General features: G+C 68.3%; 17 protein-coding genes. 6 read left to right on the top strand and 11 right to left on the bottom strand.

All coding sequences use genetic code 11. The features are described 5' to 3' along the window. Positions 1–265: 265 nt before the first annotated feature. Positions 266–1,846 (top strand): gamma-glutamyltransferase family protein, encoded by a 1,581-nt coding sequence (locus KCI33_RS01695; protein ID WP_212523083.1) that lies wholly within the window; start codon positions 266–268, stop codon positions 1,844–1,846. A 25-nt stretch (positions 1,847–1,871) separates the two neighbouring features. Here KCI33_RS01695 and hspQ read toward each other — a convergent pair whose 3' ends face one another. After that, positions 1,872–2,198 (bottom strand): heat shock protein HspQ, encoded by a 327-nt coding sequence (gene hspQ, locus KCI33_RS01690; protein WP_212523011.1) that lies wholly within the window; start codon positions 2,196–2,198, stop codon positions 1,872–1,874. Positions 2,199–2,282: 84 nt separating this feature from the next. Between hspQ and KCI33_RS01685 the strand changes: the two genes are divergently transcribed. Both KCI33_RS01685 and KCI33_RS01680 read left to right on the top strand, forming a co-directional pair. After that, entirely contained in the window at positions 2,283–3,164 is an 882-nt protein-coding gene (locus KCI33_RS01685) for an AEC family transporter (protein ID WP_212523010.1), read from the top strand. Between the two features lie 75 nt (positions 3,165–3,239). Then, positions 3,240–3,815 (top strand): transglycosylase SLT domain-containing protein, encoded by a 576-nt coding sequence (locus KCI33_RS01680; RefSeq protein ID WP_212523009.1) that lies wholly within the window; start codon positions 3,240–3,242, stop codon positions 3,813–3,815. A gap of 7 nt (positions 3,816–3,822) precedes the next feature. Here the strand turns inward: KCI33_RS01680 and KCI33_RS01675 are convergent, their stop codons facing one another. The 4 genes from KCI33_RS01675 to KCI33_RS01660 form a co-directional block, all read right to left on the bottom strand. Further along, positions 3,823–4,431 (bottom strand): outer membrane lipoprotein carrier protein LolA, encoded by a 609-nt coding sequence (locus KCI33_RS01675; RefSeq protein WP_212523008.1) that lies wholly within the window; start codon positions 4,429–4,431, stop codon positions 3,823–3,825. Between the two features lie 66 nt (positions 4,432–4,497). Then, positions 4,498–7,308 carry a DNA translocase FtsK gene (locus tag KCI33_RS01670; protein WP_212523007.1) on the bottom strand — a complete coding sequence of 937 codons (2,811 nt, stop codon included), beginning with the start codon at positions 7,306–7,308 and terminating at the stop codon, positions 4,498–4,500. 13 nt (positions 7,309–7,321) lie between these two features. Further along, complete coding sequence (locus tag KCI33_RS01665) at positions 7,322–8,503, bottom strand: aminotransferase class I/II-fold pyridoxal phosphate-dependent enzyme (RefSeq protein ID WP_212523006.1); 1,182 nt, start codon at positions 8,501–8,503, stop codon at positions 7,322–7,324. A 130-nt stretch (positions 8,504–8,633) separates the two neighbouring features. Continuing rightward, positions 8,634–9,965, bottom strand: a complete 1,332-nt coding sequence (locus KCI33_RS01660) for an amidase family protein (RefSeq protein WP_212523005.1) — start codon at positions 9,963–9,965, stop codon at positions 8,634–8,636. A gap of 83 nt (positions 9,966–10,048) precedes the next feature. Here KCI33_RS01660 and KCI33_RS01655 point away from each other — a divergent pair, with 83 nt between their 5' ends. After that, positions 10,049–11,275, top strand: coding sequence for a UbiH/UbiF/VisC/COQ6 family ubiquinone biosynthesis hydroxylase (locus tag KCI33_RS01655; RefSeq protein WP_212523004.1), 1,227 nt, complete (start codon positions 10,049–10,051; stop codon positions 11,273–11,275). Positions 11,276–11,281: 6 nt separating this feature from the next. Here KCI33_RS01655 and KCI33_RS01650 read toward each other — a convergent pair whose 3' ends face one another. From KCI33_RS01650 to KCI33_RS01630, 5 genes are all read right to left on the bottom strand, one after another. Next, positions 11,282–11,485, bottom strand: a complete 204-nt coding sequence (locus tag KCI33_RS01650; protein ID WP_212523003.1) for a Trm112 family protein — start codon at positions 11,483–11,485, stop codon at positions 11,282–11,284. Then, positions 11,482–12,126: an LON peptidase substrate-binding domain-containing protein gene (locus KCI33_RS01645; protein WP_212523002.1), complete on the bottom strand. Its 645-nt coding sequence runs from the start codon at positions 12,124–12,126 to the stop codon at positions 11,482–11,484. The genes KCI33_RS01650 and KCI33_RS01645 overlap by 4 nt, the downstream gene beginning before the upstream one ends. Before the next feature lie 27 nt (positions 12,127–12,153). Next, complete coding sequence (gene trxA / locus KCI33_RS01640; protein WP_212523001.1) at positions 12,154–13,062, bottom strand: thioredoxin; 909 nt, start codon at positions 13,060–13,062, stop codon at positions 12,154–12,156. Between the two features lie 68 nt (positions 13,063–13,130). Further along, positions 13,131–13,919: an exodeoxyribonuclease III gene (locus KCI33_RS01635; RefSeq protein WP_212523000.1), complete on the bottom strand. Its 789-nt coding sequence runs from the start codon at positions 13,917–13,919 to the stop codon at positions 13,131–13,133. 234 nt (positions 13,920–14,153) lie between these two features. Next, positions 14,154–14,840, bottom strand: coding sequence for a response regulator transcription factor (locus KCI33_RS01630; RefSeq protein ID WP_212522999.1), 687 nt, complete (start codon positions 14,838–14,840; stop codon positions 14,154–14,156). A gap of 161 nt (positions 14,841–15,001) precedes the next feature. Here KCI33_RS01630 and ribA point away from each other — a divergent pair, with 161 nt between their 5' ends. Together ribA and KCI33_RS01620 are read left to right on the top strand one after the other, a co-directional pair. Next, a complete protein-coding gene (ribA, locus tag KCI33_RS01625) occupies positions 15,002–16,093 on the top strand; it encodes a GTP cyclohydrolase II (RefSeq protein ID WP_212522998.1) in 1,092 nt (363 codons plus the stop codon). Continuing rightward, positions 16,090–16,584: a L,D-transpeptidase family protein gene (locus KCI33_RS01620; protein WP_212522997.1), complete on the top strand. Its 495-nt coding sequence runs from the start codon at positions 16,090–16,092 to the stop codon at positions 16,582–16,584. The genes ribA and KCI33_RS01620 overlap by 4 nt, the downstream gene beginning before the upstream one ends. 42 nt (positions 16,585–16,626) lie before the next feature. Here the strand turns inward: KCI33_RS01620 and KCI33_RS01615 are convergent, their stop codons facing one another. Then, a complete protein-coding gene (locus KCI33_RS01615) occupies positions 16,627–17,280 on the bottom strand; it encodes a YggS family pyridoxal phosphate-dependent enzyme (RefSeq protein ID WP_212522996.1) in 654 nt (217 codons plus the stop codon). Between the last annotated feature and the right edge of the window lie 6 nt (positions 17,281–17,286).

Below are 17,286 nucleotides of genomic sequence, written 5' to 3'. Positions count from 1 at the left end.
CACGGATCCGCGCCAGGAGAAAAGGGGGAACCGCATCGGCGCGTGGCCGGGGATCTTTGCCACAAAGGCGCCGCAATGCCTCCACAACTCGGCCGGAATAGGTTGGCAGGGTTGGAGACGTAGCTGCATATGGCTTCCCTCGGCGCTGCGTCAACAGCCCCCACCCAGTGCGTGGCGTCGAGGTACTCTCCCCCTCCACATCGCTTGTGATTGCATTCCCCCGAACTCGGCCTATTGTTGCGCCCGCAACACGAGCGAGGGGATGATGCGCGATTTTCACCTGCCCGGCCGATCGCCGGTTTTTGCACAGAATGGCCTGTGCGCAACGTCGCATCCGCTGGCCGCCAAAGTGGCCGTGGAGATGCTGGAAAAAGGCGGCAACGCGGTGGATGCCGCCATTGCCGGCGCGGTGGTCCTGGGGATCTGCGAACCGCAGATGACCGGGATCGGCGGCGACTGTTTCGTCCTGGTCAAGCCCGCGGGCGGCGAGGAAGTGATCGCGCTGAACGGCTCGGGCCGGGCGCCGGCGGGCCTGTCGGCCGAGGCGCTGCGCGCCGAGGGCCACGCGACCATGCCGCTGGGCCATGCCCATGCGGTGACCGTGCCCGGCGCGATCGACGCCTTCTGCCGGCTGTCGCAGGACCATGGCCGCGCCGGGATCGCCGCGAGCCTGGCGCCGGCCATCCGCTACGCCGAAGAGGGCGTGCCGGTGGCGCCGCGGACCGCCTTCGACTGGGCCGAGGCCGAGCAGCGCCTGCAGGGCGCCGCGCGCGACTATTACCTGCTGGACGGCAAGGCGCCCGCGCCCGGCCAGGTGTTCCGCGCCCCCGGCCAGGCCGAGGTGCTGCGCCGCATCGCCGATCAGGGCCGTGCAGGTTTCTACGAGGGCGAGGTGGCCGAGGACATGGTCAGCTCGCTGCGCGCGTTGGGGGGCACGCATACCCTGGAGGATTTCGCCGCCACCGAGTGCACCTACACCACCCCGATCAGCGGAACCTACAAGGAAATCGAACTGGTCGAGCATCCGCCCAACGGCCACGGCGCCACGGCGATCCTGATGGCCAATATCCTGAGCCATTTCGACCTGGCCGCGATGGAGCCCTTCGGCGCCCAGCGCGCCCATATCGAGGCCGAAGCGGCGAAGCTGGCCTATGACACGCGCAACCGCATCATCGCCGATGCCGATTACACGACCCGGCTCGCGCACATGCTGGCGCCGGAGACGGCGGCGAAGCTGGCGGCGCTGATCGACCCCGCGCGCGCCATGGCCGACCCGCACAAGCTGTCGGAGGCGGTGCACAAGGACACGATCTATATCACCGTGGTCGACAAGGACCGCATGGTGGTGTCGCTGATCTACTCGGTCTTCCACAGCTTCGGCTCGGGGCTGGCGACGGACAAGTTCGGGATCAACTTCCAGAACCGCGGCGCGGGCTTCACGCTGGAGGCGGGCCACCCGAACGAGGCCGCCGGCGGCAAGCGCCCGATGCATACCATCATCCCCGGCATGCTGAAGAAGAACGGCAAGGTCATCATGCCCTTCGGCGTGATGGGCGGTGCCTATCAGCCCAACGGTCACGCGCGTTTCCTGACCAACGTGGTGGATTTCGGAATGCACCCGCAGGCCGCGATCGACGCGCCGCGCTCCTTCTCGGACGCGGGCGACATGAAGGTCGAGCGTGGCTATTCCGACAAGGTGCGCGCCGAACTGGCCGAAATGGGCCACAAGGTGTCGATCCCCGGCGCTCCGATCGGCGGCGCGCAGGCCATCCTCATCGACCACGAGAGTGGCGTCCTGCAGGGCGCATCGGATCCGCGCAAGGACGGTTGCGCGCTGGGCTACTAAGCCCGGCGCCAGCCGCCGCGGCGGCTCAGTTCAGCTGGAATTGCAGAGGGTAGTGGCCATCTTCGAACTCGCCGAACAGGTCTTCGAGGTCGGGATGGTCCACCGGCTCGCCGGTCTCGTCGGGCAGAAGGTTCTGCTCGGAAACATAGGCGACGTAGTAGCTCTGATCGTTCTCGGCCAGCAGGTGGTAAAACGGCTGGTCCTTGGACGGGCGGCTGTCCTCGGGAATCGCGCGATACCATTCCTCGGTGTTGGAGAACATCGCGTCGACGTCGAAAACCACCCCCCGGAAGGGATGCTTCCGGTGGCGGACGATCTGCCCGAGATGAAATTTCGCGTGCGACTTCAGCATGTCATTGCGCCCCTCAACGTCCTTTACTACTCCTTCGCGCGGGCCGATGTCCATCCGCGCGCCCGAAATTAAGGGAAACAATCTGTGAACCTTGTTCTGACAGTTCTGGAGATCGTGGCCCCGGTGTTCCTGCTGGCCGTGATCGGCTACGCATGGGTCAAGCTGGGCTTCGAATACCGGGTGGAGTTCGTCACACGGCTGGCGATGACCCTGTCGGTGCCCTGCCTGATTTTCACCGCGCTGATGCAGACCGAGATCGACCCGCAGGCCCTGACCACCCTGTCGCTGGCCGCGGTCGCGGCCTATGCGGTGGTGACGGCGCTGTGCCTGGCGGTGGTGGCGCTGGCGCGGCTTGAGATCCGCACCTACCTGGCGCCGATCATTTTCGGCAATACCGGCAACATGGGCCTGCCGCTGGCGCTGTTCGCCTTCGGCGAGGCGGGGCTGGGCTATGCCGTGGTCGTCTTCGCGGTGATGGCGATTTATTCTTTCACCATAGGGGTTTGGCTGGTCTCAGGTGGCGGTTCGATCCTCAAGGCGGTCAAGGAGCCGCTGGTCGGCGCGACGCTGCTGGGCGGGCTGTTCCTGTGGCAGGGCTGGGAAACGCCGCCCTTCCTGACCAACACGCTGAAGCTGATCGGCCAGATGGCGATCCCGGTGATGCTGATCACGCTGGGCGTCGCGGTGGCGCGGATGCATCCGGGGCGGCTGGGCCGCGCGGTGTGGCTGTCCGTCGTCAAGGTTGTGCTGTGCATCGCGGCCGGCGTGGCCGTGGGCCGCTGGTTCGACCTCGATCCGGTGCCCTTCGCGGTGCTGGTTCTGCAGGTCTCGACCCCGGTGGCCGTCACCTCCTACCTGCTGGCCGAGAAATACGGCGCCGAGTCCGATGCCGTCGCGGGCCTCGTGGTGGTCTCCACCCTGCTGTCGGTCGCGACCATCCCCCTCACTCTCGCATTTCTGATCTGAACCCGCGCCGGAGTGCCTTTCGCCGGCGGCACCGATTCGCTATGATCGGGCAAAACAAAAGAATGCGAGGGGCAGATGAGCAGAGTTCTTCTCGTGATGCTTGCGCTCGTGCTGGCGGGCTGCGGCGGCGGTGACAGGACACCGCCACGCAACCTCGACAACGCGTGCAGCATCGTCGACCAGCGCCCGAAATACCTGCGGGCCATGCGCAAGACCGAGCGCCGCTGGGGCGTGCCGGTGCACGTCCAGATGGCCGTCATCCATCAGGAGAGCAAGTTCGACGGCAACGCCCGCACGCCGCTGCGCTTCGCGCTGGGGGTGATACCGATGGGCCGGCAATCCTCGGCCTACGGCTACAGCCAGGCGCTGGACGGCACCTGGGACGAATACCGCCGCGCCACCGGCAACCGCCGGGCCAAGCGGGACGATATCCGTGACGCCACCGATTTCATGGGGTGGTACATGACCCAGACGCGCCAGAAGAACGGCGTGTCGCTGGGCGACGCGCGCAACCAGTATCTCGCCTATCACGAGGGTCACTCGGGCTTTGCCCGGGGCAGCCACCGCGGCAAGGCCTGGCTGATGCGGGTGGCCGACCAGGTGGCCAGTCGCGCAGCGCTCTACGACCAGCAGCTCAGGCGCTGCCGCTGATCCTCCGCTAATCGTTCAAGCCGCGCGCCTGGACCTCGAGGACGATGTTGAACAGGCGCGGGGACAGATCGACCCCCAGGGCCATGTCGCCGAGCACCACGGTGGTCTGCGCGCCGTCCTCGCCGGTGATGATCCATTGCCGCAGCTGCACCGGCGCGCCGGTGAACACCAGAGAGATGGTGCCGTATTCCGGGTGCTCGGGGTCCTGCGCGACGACGGTGGTGGCCGCGCCCTCGCTGCTGTGGCCCACCACCATCTCGGCGCGCGCCAGATCGACCTCGCTCTCCAAGATCAGGTTCAGCGGCGTGCGCTTCAGCGGGTATTGCTCGGGCGGCTGGTTCGACTTGGCGTCGAAGATCGCCACCTGCCCGCCGCCGGCCATCACCAGGCTGTCGTCGGGCGCGTCATATTCGAAACGCACCCGGCCGGGCCGCTTGATATAAAGCTGTCCGGTCGAGGTCGAGCCATCGGCGTTGATCTGGGTGAACGCGGCCTGCGCGGTGGTGAAGCTGTTCAGATAGCCCGAGATCTGGTCGAGCGGGATCTTCTCGGCCCAGCCGGGCAGGAGCGTGGCGGCCCAGAACGCGGGCGCAAGGATCAGGTGCAGTGCTTTCATGTTCCCAATCTAATCCTTCGCGCCCGAGGTTTCACCGGGGAAACGCTCACGAAACGGTGCGCGGGCCTAATGTTGCTCAGGCACCAGGATCTCGCGCTTGCCGACATGGTTGGAGGCCGAGACCACGCCCTCCTCCTCCATCTGCTCGACCAGCCGCGCGGCCTTGTTGTAGCCGATGGCCAGCTTGCGCTGGATATAGGAGGTGGAGCATTTGCGGTCCTTCAGCACGATCGCCACGGCCTGATCGTACAGCGCGTCGTCTGAATTGGTGTTGCCGCCGAGGCCCAGAACCGCGTCGATATCGCTTTCCTTCTCCTCGTCGGGGCCGTCCACGACGCCGCCGACGTAATCGGGCGGGCCGTAGGCCTTGAGGAAATTCACGATCTCCTCGACCTCCTCGTCGCTGACGAAGGGGCCGTGCACGCGGGTGATGCGGCTGCCCCCGGCCATGTAGAGCATGTCGCCCATGCCCAGCAGCTGCTCGGCGCCCTGCTCGCCCAGGATGGTGCGGCTGTCGATCTTGGAGGTCACCTGGAACGAGATCCGGGTCGGGAAGTTCGCCTTGATCGTGCCGGTGATGACATCGACCGAGGGGCGCTGCGTGGCCATGATCAGGTGGATGCCGCTCGCCCGCGCCATCTGCGCGAGGCGCTGGATGCAGGCCTCGATCTCCTTGCCGGCGACCATCATCAGGTCGGCCATCTCGTCGACGATGACGACGATATAGGGCAGGGTCCTGGGCTGGAATTCCTCGGTCTCGAAGATCGGATCGCCGGTTTCGTCGTCGAAACCCGTCTGGACGGTGCGCGAGAACATCTCGCCCTTGGCCAGCGCGTCGCGCACCCGGCCGTTGTAGCCCTCGATATTCCGCACGCCCATCTTGGACATCCGGCGATAGCGGTCCTCCATCTCGCCGACGACCCATTTCAGGGCCACCACGGCCTTTTTCGGGTCGGTGACGACAGGGCTCAGCAGGTGCGGGATGCCGTCATAGACGCTGAGTTCCAGCATCTTGGGGTCGATCATGATCAGGCGGCATTCCTCGGGCGTCAGCTTGTAGAGCAGCGACAGGATCATGGTGTTGATCGCCACCGACTTGCCCGAGCCGGTTGTGCCCGCGATCAGCAGGTGGGGCATCTTGGCAAGGTTCGCCACCACCGCGTCGCCGCCGATATCCTTGCCCAGCGCCAAGGGCAGGCTCTGGTTGCCGTCGCCGAAATCGCGAGAGGCGAGGATCTCGCGCAGCACCACCTTTTCGCGGTTCTCGTTCGGCAGCTCGATGCCGATCACGCTGCGCCCCGGCACGGTCGAGACCCGGGCCGACAGCGCCGACATGCTGCGCGCAATGTCGTCGGCCAGGCCGATCACGCGGGATGCCTTCAGGCCCGGCGCGGGCTCCAGCTCATACATCGTGACCACCGGGCCGGGGCGGACCGAGACGATCTCGCCCTTCACGCCGTAATCGTCGAGCACATTCTCCAGCATCCGCGCGTTTTCCTCCAACGCCTCGTCGGAGAGGTGGTGTCGCTCGATGCTGACCGGGCTGGTCAGCAGCGACAGCGGCGGATGCTCATAGCCGGACTCCGCGCCGGCGTCGTCGAACTGCAGCGCCGGCTGCGCCTCGGCACGGGCCTGGCGCGAGGGCTGGACGGGTTTCTTGACCGGGTGCTGCACCACCTTGCGCGGCTCGGCCACGGGCGGGACGTAGGCCTGCATCGGCGCGGCGAGCGCCGGCTGCGCATCGGGATCGAAGATGTTTTCCATCTCGTCGGCGGGCCCCGCGGCGGGCATCGTCATCTGTCCGGCGGTCAGCGGCGGCTCGACCGGCGCGGCCCTGCGCGGAGTGGTGTCGAGCAGCAGCGGCTGCGGGCCGCGGGCACGCGCGACGGGCGGCTCGGCGCGCCGGACCTGCAGGTTCTGCTGCTGGCGCGCGCGCGACTTGATCACGTCGGCGATCTTGGCCTTGATGCGGTCCTCCGACACCTGCGGGAGCGGCCCCTGCGGGATGAACTCGGGCTCGACCAGTTCCGGCTCCGGGTCCGGGGCGCGCTTGATCAGGGCGGGCATGCGCGACAGTAGGCCGGTCCTCGTGCGCGGCTCGGGCGCGGCCAGGGGGGCGGGGGTGTATTCCGCCGCGTCGAAGGGATCCCCGTCGTCGATCACCGCATCGCGGCGGGTCCCGCGGCGCGCCTGCCATGCCAGCGCGGCGCCCTGCACCGCGCCGGTGGCGCCGCGGCCCAGCAGGGTCATCAGGCGGCCATAGGCCATGATCATGCCCACCAGAAGGAAGCGCCCGGTGAGGCGCAGCTCGCGCCCGTCGAAGCCCAGCACGAACAGCGCCATCGCCACCAGCGCCACGCCGGAGAGGAACGCCATCAGCTTCAGCCCCGGCGCCGCACCCATCGGCAGGATGTTCAGGATCGCGGCCAGCACCGTGTCGCCGAACAGCCCGCCCAGGCCGAAGCTGTGCGTCCACGCCTCGGAGGGCACCAAGGTCGAGGCATAGACCGAGCCCAGCGCGATCGCGATCGGGGCGAAGATCAGCCGGCCCAGCGCGCGCTCCTCGCCCCGGTGCAGCACGAAGCGCAGGCCCCAGCCCGTCAGGCAGACCGCCAGACCCCAGCTGCCCAACCCGGCGATGATGTATAGCGGCGCCGCGATCATCGCGCCGGTGCGCCCCAGCAGGTTGGCCGCGGGCTCGTCTGTGGCCGACAGCCAGCTCGGATCCTCGGGCACATAGGAGCCCAGCATCATCGCCACCAGAACGCCCAGCGCGATCAGGCCGAGGCCCAGCAATTCCTTGCCGCGCCGCTCGATCACGGCCTGCATGTTGGAATCGAAAAGCGGGTCGCGCTGCTTCATCTGATACGATGCCATCTGCTTCTGTCCCTTACCCGTAGAGGCAGTCGCGAAGCATGATCAGCCCGCGCTGCATTTCTCGTTTTGGGGCCACCATGGCGACCCGGATAAAGCCCGCGCCCGGATTGTAGCCGTCCACCTCGCGCGCGAGATAGGCGCCGGGCAGCACGCGCACACCGGTTTCCTGCCAAAGCTTCAGCGCGGCGGCCTCGCCATCCGCGACCGGCAGCCACAGGAAAAACCCCGCCTGCGGCGGCACATAACCCGGCAACCCGGCGAATATCTCGTCCGCGATCTCGAATTTCTCGCGGTAAAGCGCGCGGTTCTCCTCGACATGCGCCTCGTCGGACCAGACCCTTTCGGACGCGCATTGCAGCGGCAAAGGCAGCGGCGCGCCGGCATAGTTGCGCAGCTGTTTCACCCGCGCGATGCTGTGCGGCCCGCCCGCCACGAAGCCCGAGCGCAGCCCCGGCAGGTTCGAGCGTTTCGACAGCGAATGGAAGATCACCACCCGCTCGGGATCGGCGCCCATGTCCTGCGCCACCTGCAGCGCCCCCACGGGCGCCGCGCCGCGGTAGATCTCGGCATAGCATTCATCCGCGAAGATCTGGAAATCGTGCTTCTCGGCCAGCCCGATCAGGTCGCGCCAATAGCCTTCTGAGGCCACCGCGCCTTGCGGGTTCGAGGGCGAGCAGAGATAGGCAATCGCCACCCGGTCCAGCAGATCCGCCTCCAGCGCGCCGTAATCGGGCAGGAAGCCGGTCTCGGGCCCGGCTGGAACATAGACCGGCTCTGCCCCCACGGCCAGCGCGGCCACCGCGTAGACCTGGTAGAACGGGTTCGGCATCAGGATCACGGCGCGCGCGCCGCGCACCTGTTCGGGGCAGAGCGCGAGGGCCGCGTTGAACAGCCCCTCGCGCGTGCCGTTCAGCGCCATCACCTGGGTGTCGGGATCGGTCGTCACGCCGAAGCGGCGCGCGATCCAGCCGGAGATCGCGGCGCGCAGTTCCGGCGAGCCCTCGTTGGGCGGGTATTTCCCGAAGCCTTCGGCATTCTCGGCGATGATCCCGGCCACCCAGGACGGGAAGGCGTGCTTGGGCTCGCCGATGGTCATGTGCATGACCTCGCCCCCCGGCGCGTGCACGTCGAGAAGGCTCCGCAGCCGCGGAAACGCATATTCTGGCAGGTTCGAAAACCGCTCGGGGAACGTCATGGGGACCGTTCTATGTCTGCCTCAGGGATCGGGGTCATTGCGCCCCGTTTCCCTCACCATAGCCTCAGTTTCCGGGACGGTCCAGAAAAAGGCCGCGAATCCCGGCCCTTGGCCCGCCCGATTGTGGCATTTACGCCAGCGCCGCCTCGGCCGCAGCACCCAGCCTGAGCAGGCGTTCCTCGCTCATCGGCGGGGTCAGGAACATGATCCCGCAGGAGGGCACCCCGGTGGGTAGCGTCAGCCCCGCCAGACCCATCAGGTTGCCGATGCGGGTGTTGCGCAGCGCCAGCAGGTTCTCGGTGACGTAATAGTCCTGATCGCTCATCAGCCGGTCCGCCTGCGGCGGCAGGATCGGGGCGGTGGGCGCGATCACCGCGTCATAGGGGGCGGTCTTTTCCAGATAGGCGGCGCGCAGCGCGTCCAGCCGCAGCCAGGCCGCGACGTAATCGGCGCCCGAGAACGCCCCGCCCGAGCGGAAACGTTCGAGGATCTGCGGGAACATCTTCTCCGGCGCGGCCTCGATCACGTCCTGCCAGGTGCCATAGGCCTCGGTGGAAAAGAGGACCGGGGAAAGGCCGATCGCCTCGTCCACCTCCGGCAGGTCGCCATGTTCGACCACGGCGCCTGCGGCCTGCAGGCGCTGCACGGCGCTCTCGAACCCGGCGCGGGGGGCGTCGCGCACGTCATCGTGGGCATATTTGCGCAGCACCAGCAGGCGCTTGCCCTTCAGGCTGGCACCGCGCAGGTCCGCCGGCTTGCCGCCCTCGAGCGCGGCCAGCATCAGCGCCGCATCCTCGACCGAGCGGCACAGCGGCCCCACCGTGTCGAATTTCGCCGCCAACGGCACCACGCCCGCGCAGGACACCCGCCCCGGCGTGGTCTTCAGCCCCACGAGGTCGTTCCAGGCCGAGGGGATGCGGACCGAGCCGCCGGTGTCCGAGCCGATCCCGCAGGCCGCCAGCCCGAAGGCGACCGAGGCCGCAGCGCCCGAGGACGATCCCCCCGGCACCGCGCCCGCATCGTTGATGCAGGGCGGGGTTTCGGTCACCGGATTCAGGCCGAGGCCGGAAAAGGCGAGTTCCGACATATGCGTCTTGCCCAGGCACACGAGCCCCGCGGCGGTGGCGTTGCGCAGCACCTCGGCGTCGCGGTCGGGCACGCGTCCCTCCAGCAGCGCGGAGCCCGCCTCGGTCGCGACGCCCGCAGTGTCGAACAGGTCCTTCCACGAGATCGGCACGCCGTCGAGCGGCCCCAGCCGGTGCCCGGCCCGGGCGCGCTTCGCCGCCGCCGCGGCCTCGGCCCGGGCGCGCCGGGGCGTGGTGCGCGCATAGATGCGCCCGGCCTCGGCATGCGCGGCGATCGCCTCAAGATAGGCCTCGCATAGCATCACAGGGTCGATCTTTCCCGCGCCGATCCCGCGCCCCAGCTCCGCCGCCGTCATCTTCAGCCAGTCCGTGCTCATCGCCGCCCTCCGTTCGCTTCGCGCCGACGGTAGCGGCAGCGCGGCACATGGACAATCCCGCCCGCGCGATCATATTGAGGAACATGACACATGATTCCGACGTGCTGATCGTGGGCGGCGGGCTGAACGGGCCCGCGCTGGCGCTGGCGCTGGCCCAGAACGGGCTGAGCGTGACGGTGATCGACGCCCTGCCCCTGGAAACCCGCGACGACGCGGAATTCGACGGCCGCGCCTATGCGCTGGCGCTGGCCTCGCAGCGGTTGCTGCAGGCGCTGGGACTGTGGCCGGCGCTGGCCGACAGGGCGCAGCCGATCCTCGGCATCAAGGCCAGCGACGGGCATGCCGGCGCCGGCCCCTCGCCCTTCGTCCTGGAATTCGACCACGCCGAGATCGAGGAAGGCCCGATGGGCTACATGATCGAGGACCGCTACCTGCGCCACGCCATGCTGCAGGCGATGGCGGAAACGCCGCGCATCACCCATCTATCGGGCGAAACCGTGGTCGCGCAGGAGGTGCAGCCGGGCGCGGCGACGGTGACGCTGGCCTCGGGGCGGGTGCTGACCGGCGCGCTGCTGGTGGGCGCCGACGGGCGCAAGAGCGGCGTGGCCGAGCGCGCGGGCATCAAGCGCACCGGCTGGGATTACGGCCAGACCGCGCTGGTCTGCGCCATCGGCCACGAAAAGCCGCATCACGGCATCGCGCATCAGTTCTTCATGCCGCCGGGGCCGCTGGCCATCCTGCCGCTGCCCGGCAACCGCTGCTCCATCGTCTGGAGCGAGACGCACGAGGCCGCCGCCGCCATCCAGGCGATGGACGACGAGGGGTATCTGGCCGCGCTGCGCCCGCGATTCGGCGATTTCCTGGGCGAGATCCATCTTGAGGGCACGCGGTTCAGCTATCCGCTGAACCTGACGCTGGCCGATGCCTTCGTCGCGCCGCGGCTGGCGCTGGTGGGCGATGCCGCGCATGGCGTGCACCCGATCGCGGGGCAGGGGCTGAACCTCGGGCTGCGCGACGTCGGCGCGCTGGCCCAGGTGGTGGTCGAGGCGCATCGCCGGGGCGAGGATATCGGCGCCATCGACGTGCTGGAACGTTACCAGCGCTGGCGGCGCTGGGACACGGCCACGCTGGCCGCCGCGACCGACGCCTTCAACAAGCTGTTCTCGAACGACAACCCGCTGCTGCGCGTGGCGCGAGACGTCGGCATGGGGGTGGTCAACGCCCTGCCCGGCCTACGCCGCCGTTTCATCCGCGAGGCCGCGGGGCTGGGCGGCGATCTGCCCCGGCTGATGACCGGACGACCGATCTGAGGCGGCTCAGTCGAGCTTGCGCGCCTCGTCGATCAGCATGATCGGGATGCCGTTGCGGATCGGGAAGGCCAGGTGCGCGGCCTGCGAAATCAGCTCCTGACGCTCCGCGTCATAGGTCAGCACGCCTTGCGTGACCGGGCAGACCAGCGCCTCCAGCATCCGGCGGTCATGGGGGATTTCCCGGCGCTCCTGCGAGGTGTCGTCACTCATTGCATCGTCTCTTCACTGTTGCCGCCACGCAGGGCGAATTCCAATAGGGTGACCAGCGTCTCGCGCCGCGTCACCAGCGAGGGCGCCTCCAGCAGGGCCTGCCGCTCCTCCGACTCGAAGGGGCAGAGCATGGAGAGCGAGTTGATCAGCAGCTCGTCCTCGGCCTCTTTCAGGCTGTCCCAGTCGGTGGACAGCTCCATCGCCTCGAAATAGCGCGACAACAGCGGCAGGAAGGTGCGGCGGTCGAGACCGGCATCGCATTCCGGCCCGCCCAGGTCGCGCCCGAACCCGCCCCAGGAGACATCGGCCTTGCGATAGGGGCTGAAGCCGGTGGCCTCGTTCAGGATCCGGTAGCGCGAGATCCCCGTCAGGGTGATCATGTAGCGTCCGTCCTCGGTCTCCGAAAAGGCGGTGACGCGCCCCGCGCAACCGATGGCATGGAGCGCCTTCCCGGCGCCCGCCGGCGCCGCGACCGGCTGGATCATCCCGATCAGGCGGTGCGGCGTCTTCAGCGCATCGTCCAGCATCGCCAGATATCGCGGCTCGAAAATATGCAGCGGCAGCCGCGCCCGGGGCAGCAACAGCGCCCCGGGTAGCGGAAACACAGGAATGGTGTCGGGCAGATCGGCGGCTGAGAACATGCGTTTCAACCTAGCCCGCCCGGCCGATCAGGCAAAGATCATCGACGACAGCTTGCGCCGGCCGGCCAGAACCACCGGATCCTGCGGCTTGAGCGCGTCGAAGATGGTGAAGAGCTGGGCCTTGGCCGCGCCACCGTTCCATTCGCGGTCGCGGCGGAACAGTTCCAGCAACTCGTTCACCGCGCCCTCGGCGTCGCGATTGGCGTAAAGCGCCTGCGCCAGGTCGAACCGCGCCTGGTGGTTGTCGGGATCAGCCTCGACCGCGGCGCGCAGCTCGGTCACGGGGCCGGCATCGGCGGCCTGCTTGGCCAGTTCCAGTTGGGCGCGGGCGGCCTCGATCTCGGCGGCGCCAGCAATGGTGGCGGGGACGGCGGCCAGCAGCTGCTCAGCCTGCTCGGCCTGGCCCGCGGCCAGGTGGGCGCGGATCAGCCCGCCAAAGGCCGCGGCATTCTCGGGCTCCTCGCCGAGGATGGCGGCGAAAGTCTGCGCGGCATCGGCCGCCGCGCCCTCGGCCAGCATCTCCTCGGCCGCCTCGATCGCCTCGGCCAGCCCGCCGTCGCCGGCGGCCGCGGCCACGCGGTCGATGAAGGCCCTGATCTCACTCTCCGGAAGCGCACCCTGGAACCCATCGAGCGGCTTGCCCTCGAAGAAGGCATAGACCGTCGGGATCGACTGGATGCGCAGCTGCGCCGCGATGGCCTGGTTCTCGTCGACGTTGACCTTGACCATGCGCACCTTGCCGCGCGCCGCGGTCACAGCCTTTTCCAGCGCCGGGCCCAGCGCCTTGCACGGCCCGCACCACGGCGCCCAGAAATCGACGATCACCGGCACCTCTTTCGAGGCCTCGACGACGTCTTCCATGAAGGTCGCTTCCGAGATGTCCTTGATCAGATCGCCCGCAGCCGGTGCTGCGCCTTGTCCACCGAATTCCAGCATGTCCGTCCCCTATGTCAGGTCGTTTGCGTCCTATATGTGGGCCCCGCGCGGAAAACCCAAGGGCGAAGTCACAGATCGAATGTGGCGAAAACCGGCGCGTGATCGCTGGGTTTCTCCCAGCCGCGCGCGGCCCGCAGGATGCGCGAGCCATGCGCGGCCGCGGCGATGTCGGGCGAGGCCCAGACGTGATCCAGCCGCCGTCCCTTGTCCGCCGCATCCCAGTCGCGGGCGCGGTAGCTCCACCAGCTGTAGAGCCGCCCCTCGGGAATGTCGGCGCGGGTCACGTCGGCCCAGCCGCCCGCCGCCATCACGTCGCCCAGATGCTCCACCTCGATCGGCGTGTGGCTGACCACCTTCAGCAACTGCTTGTGGCCCCAGACGTCATCCTCGCGCGGGGCGATGTTGAGGTCGCCCACGAGGATGGATTTCTCAGGCCGGTTGTCACGGAACCAGTCCCTCATGTCGCTGAGATAGTCGAGCTTCTGTCCGAATTTCTCGTTCACCTCGCGGTCGGGCACGTCGCCGCCCGCGGGGACGTAGAAATTGTGGATCACCGTGCCGTTTTCCAGCCGCGCGGCGACGTGGCGGGCGTGGCCGAGACCGGCGAAATCGAATTCCCCCACGTCCTCCAGGGGCAGGCGCGACAGGATGGCCACGCCGTTGTAGCCCTTCTGCCCGCGCGCCACGACATGGCCGTAGCCCAGCTCGCGGAACGCCTCCAGCGGGATCTTTTCGACCGGGCTCTTGCACTCCTGCAGGCACAGCACGTCGGGCGCCTCCTCCTGCAGCAGCTTGCAGACCAGCGATTCGCGCAGGCGGACGGAGTTGATGTTCCAGGTGGCCAGGGTGAAGGGCATGGGCGGGTTCGATCCTCGATAAACTCGCGCCAAACTAGGGCGCTTGCGCGGCCGGCTCAACCGCTGCGATGCCGATGCGGGGCGGCCCGACAAGAAAAAGGTCCGGGCACGAGGCCCGGACCAGTCCAACAGGGAGGTGCATGTCGTAACCCGGACATGCGCGGGAACCTGAGCTACAATAGCAGCCGCGCGGGTGTTCTCATTTGATCTGGTTCAAATTCCGCGGAATGCAAGTCACGCCACCAGCCTGTAGCCGCCGCTTTCGGTGACCAGCAGCCGCGCGTTCGAGGGATCGGGCTCGATCTTCTGGCGCAGACGGTAGATATGGGTCTCCAGCGTATGGGTGGTGACACCCGCATTGTAGCCCCAGACCTCATGCAGCAGCACGTCGCGCGGCACCACGCCCTCGGTCGCGCGGTAAAGGTATTTCAGGATGTTGGTTTCCTTCTCCGTCAGGCGGATCTTGCGCTGGTTCTCGTCAATCAGCAGCTTCATCGCCGGCTTGAAGGTATATGGCCCGAGCTGGAACACCGCGTCCTCCGACTGCTCGTGCTGACGCAGCTGGGCGCGGATGCGGGCCAGCAGGACGGGGAACTTGAACGGCTTGGTCACATAATCGTTTGCGCCGGCGTCGAGACCCAGGATGGTGTCGGAATCGCTGTCATGCCCGGTCAGCATCAGGACCGGGCATTTCACGCCCTGCTTGCGCATCAGCCGGCACAGCTCGCGCCCGTCGGTGTCGGGCAAGCCCACGTCGAGGATGACCAGGTCGTAGAGCCCGGCCCTGGCCTTTTCCATCGCCTCCGAACCGGAGCCGGCCTCGAACACGTCGAAATCCTCGGTCATGACCAGCTGCTCGCTCAGCGCTTCGCGCAGGTCCTCGTCGTCATCGACAAGCAGGATCTTCTTCAGGTTGCCCATGCGGCCCTCCGTTCCTTTTGCCTGACAAGAGTTGTTCGCGCCACGCCTCCGGGACAAGATGCGCCGGACCGATTTCACGCGGACGTGTCGCAGAACCGGGAAATGTTTCATTTTCCTTCGGGCTGGCCTACATCTGGCAGGCCTTATTGTTACAGGATGCCATGAGCCTTCTTCCGAATATCGTCGAGCTGCAGGCCCGCGCGCGGGCCGACCTGCGCATGGGCGTGCCCATCGTCCTGCTGGGCGCGGAGGGCGCGGCCCTCGTGGCCGCGGCCGAGACGCTGGGCGACGAGCGGCTGGCTGATATCCGCGGCCTCGGCGGCACCCCGGTTCTCGCCATCACGCCGCGCCGGGCCGAGACGCTGAAGGCGCGCGCCTATTCCGCCCATGTGGCCCGCGTGGTTCTGCCCGGCGACGTCGGCAGCGCCTGGATCCGGGCCGTCGCCGATCCGGCCGACGACCTGAATGTGCCGATGAAGGGTCCGTTCAACACGCTGCGCGGCGGCGACGAGACGCTGGCGCGCGCCGCCATCGCCTTCGCCAAGGCCGCGCGCCTGCTGCCCGCCGCCCTGCTGCTGGCGGTCGCGGACGGCGCGGCGCTGGCCGCCCGCTACGGCCTGACCTGTCTCGACGCCCGGGCCGCCCACGCGGTTCTGGACGAGACCAGCCCGCTGTTCCCGGTGGCCGACGCCCGCCTGCCGATGGAGGCCGCCGAGGCCGGCCGGCTGCACATCTTCCGCCCCGAGGACGGCGCCGAAGAACATTACGCGATCGAGATCGGCAACCCGCCGCGCGACAAGCCGGTGCTGGCACGGCTGCATTCGGCCTGTTTCACCGGCGACGTTCTGGGGTCGCTGAAATGCGACTGCGGCCCGCAGCTGCGCGCGGCGCTGGCCCAGATGGGGGCCGAAGGAACGGGCGTCCTGCTCTATCTCAACCAGGAGGGGCGCGGCATCGGGCTGGCCAACAAGATGCGCGCCTATTCGCTGCAGGATCAGGGCTTCGACACGGTGGAGGCCAACCACCGCCTGGGCTTCGAGGATGACGAGCGCGACTTCCGCATCGGCGCCGAGATCCTGCGCGAGATGGGATTTTCCGCGGTGCGGCTGATGACCAACAACCCCGCCAAGGTGGCGCGGATGGAGGAACACGGCATCACCGTCACCGAGCGCGTGCCCCTGAAGGTCGGGCACAGCCGGCACAACGCCCATTACCTCGCCACCAAGGCGCGCAAATCGGGACACCTGCTGTGACCCCCGCCGACCTGGTGCTGACGCCCCTGGGCCTGCGCTTTCTCGGCCGGAACCTGCCCTGCGCGACCGGGCGCGGCGGGATCAGCGCGAACAAACGCGAAGGCGACGGCGCCACGCCGCGGGGCACGCACCGGATCGTGGCGATGCTTTACCGCCCCGACCGCCTGGCCCGGCCCGCCGCCTGGGCCCGTCCCATCGGCCCGCGCGACCTGTGGTCGGACGACGTGACCGATCCCGATTACAACCGGATGGTCCGCGCGCCGCACGCCTACAGCCACGAAAACCTGCGCCGCCCCGATCCGCTCTACGATCTTGTGCTGATCACCGACTGGAACTGGCCCCGCGCCGAGCCGGGGCGCGGGTCGGCCATCTTCCTGCATCAGTGGCGCAAGCCGCGCCACCCGACCGAAGGCTGCATCGCGCTCAGCCGCGACGACCTGCTGTGGGTGGCGCGGCGCGTCACGCCCGGGGCCCGGCTGATCGTCGCCTGACCGCCCGCTTCTTCTTGGCGAAAATACTCAATTCCGGCCGTCTCAGCCGGAACCGCGCTCACCGAAAATGGCCGAGCCCACCCGCACATGCGTCGCGCCCAGCGCGATCGCACGCTCGAAATCGCCGCTCATGCCCATCGACAGGCCGGCAAGCCCGTTGCGCGCGGCGATCTTGGCCAGCAGCGCGAAATGCAGACTCGGCTCCTCCTCCACCGGCGGGATGCACATCAGCCCGCGGATGGGCAGGTCGAGCGCGCGACACTCGGCGATGAACGCGTCGGCCTCGGCGGGCAGGATTCCCGCCTTCTGCGGCTCCTCGCCGGTGTTGACCTGGATGAACAGCTCGGGGCAATGGCCCAGTTCCTGCGCCAGCCGGGCCAGGACATGCGCCAGTTTCGGCCGGTCGACCGAATGGATGGCGTCGAAAAGCTCCATCGCCTGGCGCGCCTTGTTGGTCTGCAACGGCCCGATCAGGTGCAGTTCGACCCCGTCAAACCGCGCCTTGAAGGCGGGCCATTTGCCCGCCGCCTCCTGAACCCGGTTCTCGCCGAAGATGCGTTGGCCTTGCTCCAGCACCGCCTCGACCCGCTCCAGCGGCTGCACCTTCGACACCGCGATCAGCGTCACCGAACCGGGTTCGCGCCCGGCCTCCCTCTCGGCCTCCGCGATTCGCGCCTTGATCTCCGTCAGTCCCATCCTGCC

It is taken from the genome of Actibacterium sp. MT2.3-13A (genome assembly GCF_018139985.1).
In the GTDB taxonomy this organism is placed as follows: Bacteria; Pseudomonadota; Alphaproteobacteria; order Rhodobacterales; family Rhodobacteraceae; genus JAGSOU01.
The sequence above is the reverse complement of the archived record's forward strand: the minus strand, read 5'-3'. Positions and strand labels throughout refer to the sequence as shown.

Coding starts and splice junctions, on each gene's coding strand:
- KCI33_RS01695 (WP_212523083.1), top strand. CDS start 266: ATGCGCGATTTTCACCTGCCCGGCCGATCGCCGGTTTTTGCACAGAAT.
- hspQ (WP_212523011.1), bottom strand. CDS start 2,198: ATGCTGAAGTCGCACGCGAAATTTCATCTCGGGCAGATCGTCCGCCAC.
- KCI33_RS01680 (WP_212523009.1), top strand. CDS start 3,240: ATGAGCAGAGTTCTTCTCGTGATGCTTGCGCTCGTGCTGGCGGGCTGC.
- KCI33_RS01675 (WP_212523008.1), bottom strand. CDS start 4,431: ATGAAAGCACTGCACCTGATCCTTGCGCCCGCGTTCTGGGCCGCCACG.
- KCI33_RS01670 (WP_212523007.1), bottom strand. CDS start 7,308: ATGGCATCGTATCAGATGAAGCAGCGCGACCCGCTTTTCGATTCCAAC.
- KCI33_RS01665 (WP_212523006.1), bottom strand. CDS start 8,503: ATGACGTTCCCCGAGCGGTTTTCGAACCTGCCAGAATATGCGTTTCCG.
- KCI33_RS01660 (WP_212523005.1), bottom strand. CDS start 9,965: ATGAGCACGGACTGGCTGAAGATGACGGCGGCGGAGCTGGGGCGCGGG.
- KCI33_RS01655 (WP_212523004.1), top strand. CDS start 10,049: ATGACACATGATTCCGACGTGCTGATCGTGGGCGGCGGGCTGAACGGG.
- KCI33_RS01650 (WP_212523003.1), bottom strand. CDS start 11,485: ATGAGTGACGACACCTCGCAGGAGCGCCGGGAAATCCCCCATGACCGC.
- KCI33_RS01645 (WP_212523002.1), bottom strand. CDS start 12,126: ATGTTCTCAGCCGCCGATCTGCCCGACACCATTCCTGTGTTTCCGCTA.
- trxA (WP_212523001.1), bottom strand. CDS start 13,062: ATGCTGGAATTCGGTGGACAAGGCGCAGCACCGGCTGCGGGCGATCTG.
- KCI33_RS01635 (WP_212523000.1), bottom strand. CDS start 13,919: ATGCCCTTCACCCTGGCCACCTGGAACATCAACTCCGTCCGCCTGCGC.
- KCI33_RS01630 (WP_212522999.1), bottom strand. CDS start 14,840: ATGGGCAACCTGAAGAAGATCCTGCTTGTCGATGACGACGAGGACCTG.
- ribA (WP_212522998.1), top strand. CDS start 15,002: ATGAGCCTTCTTCCGAATATCGTCGAGCTGCAGGCCCGCGCGCGGGCC.
- KCI33_RS01615 (WP_212522996.1), bottom strand. CDS start 17,280: ATGGGACTGACGGAGATCAAGGCGCGAATCGCGGAGGCCGAGAGGGAG.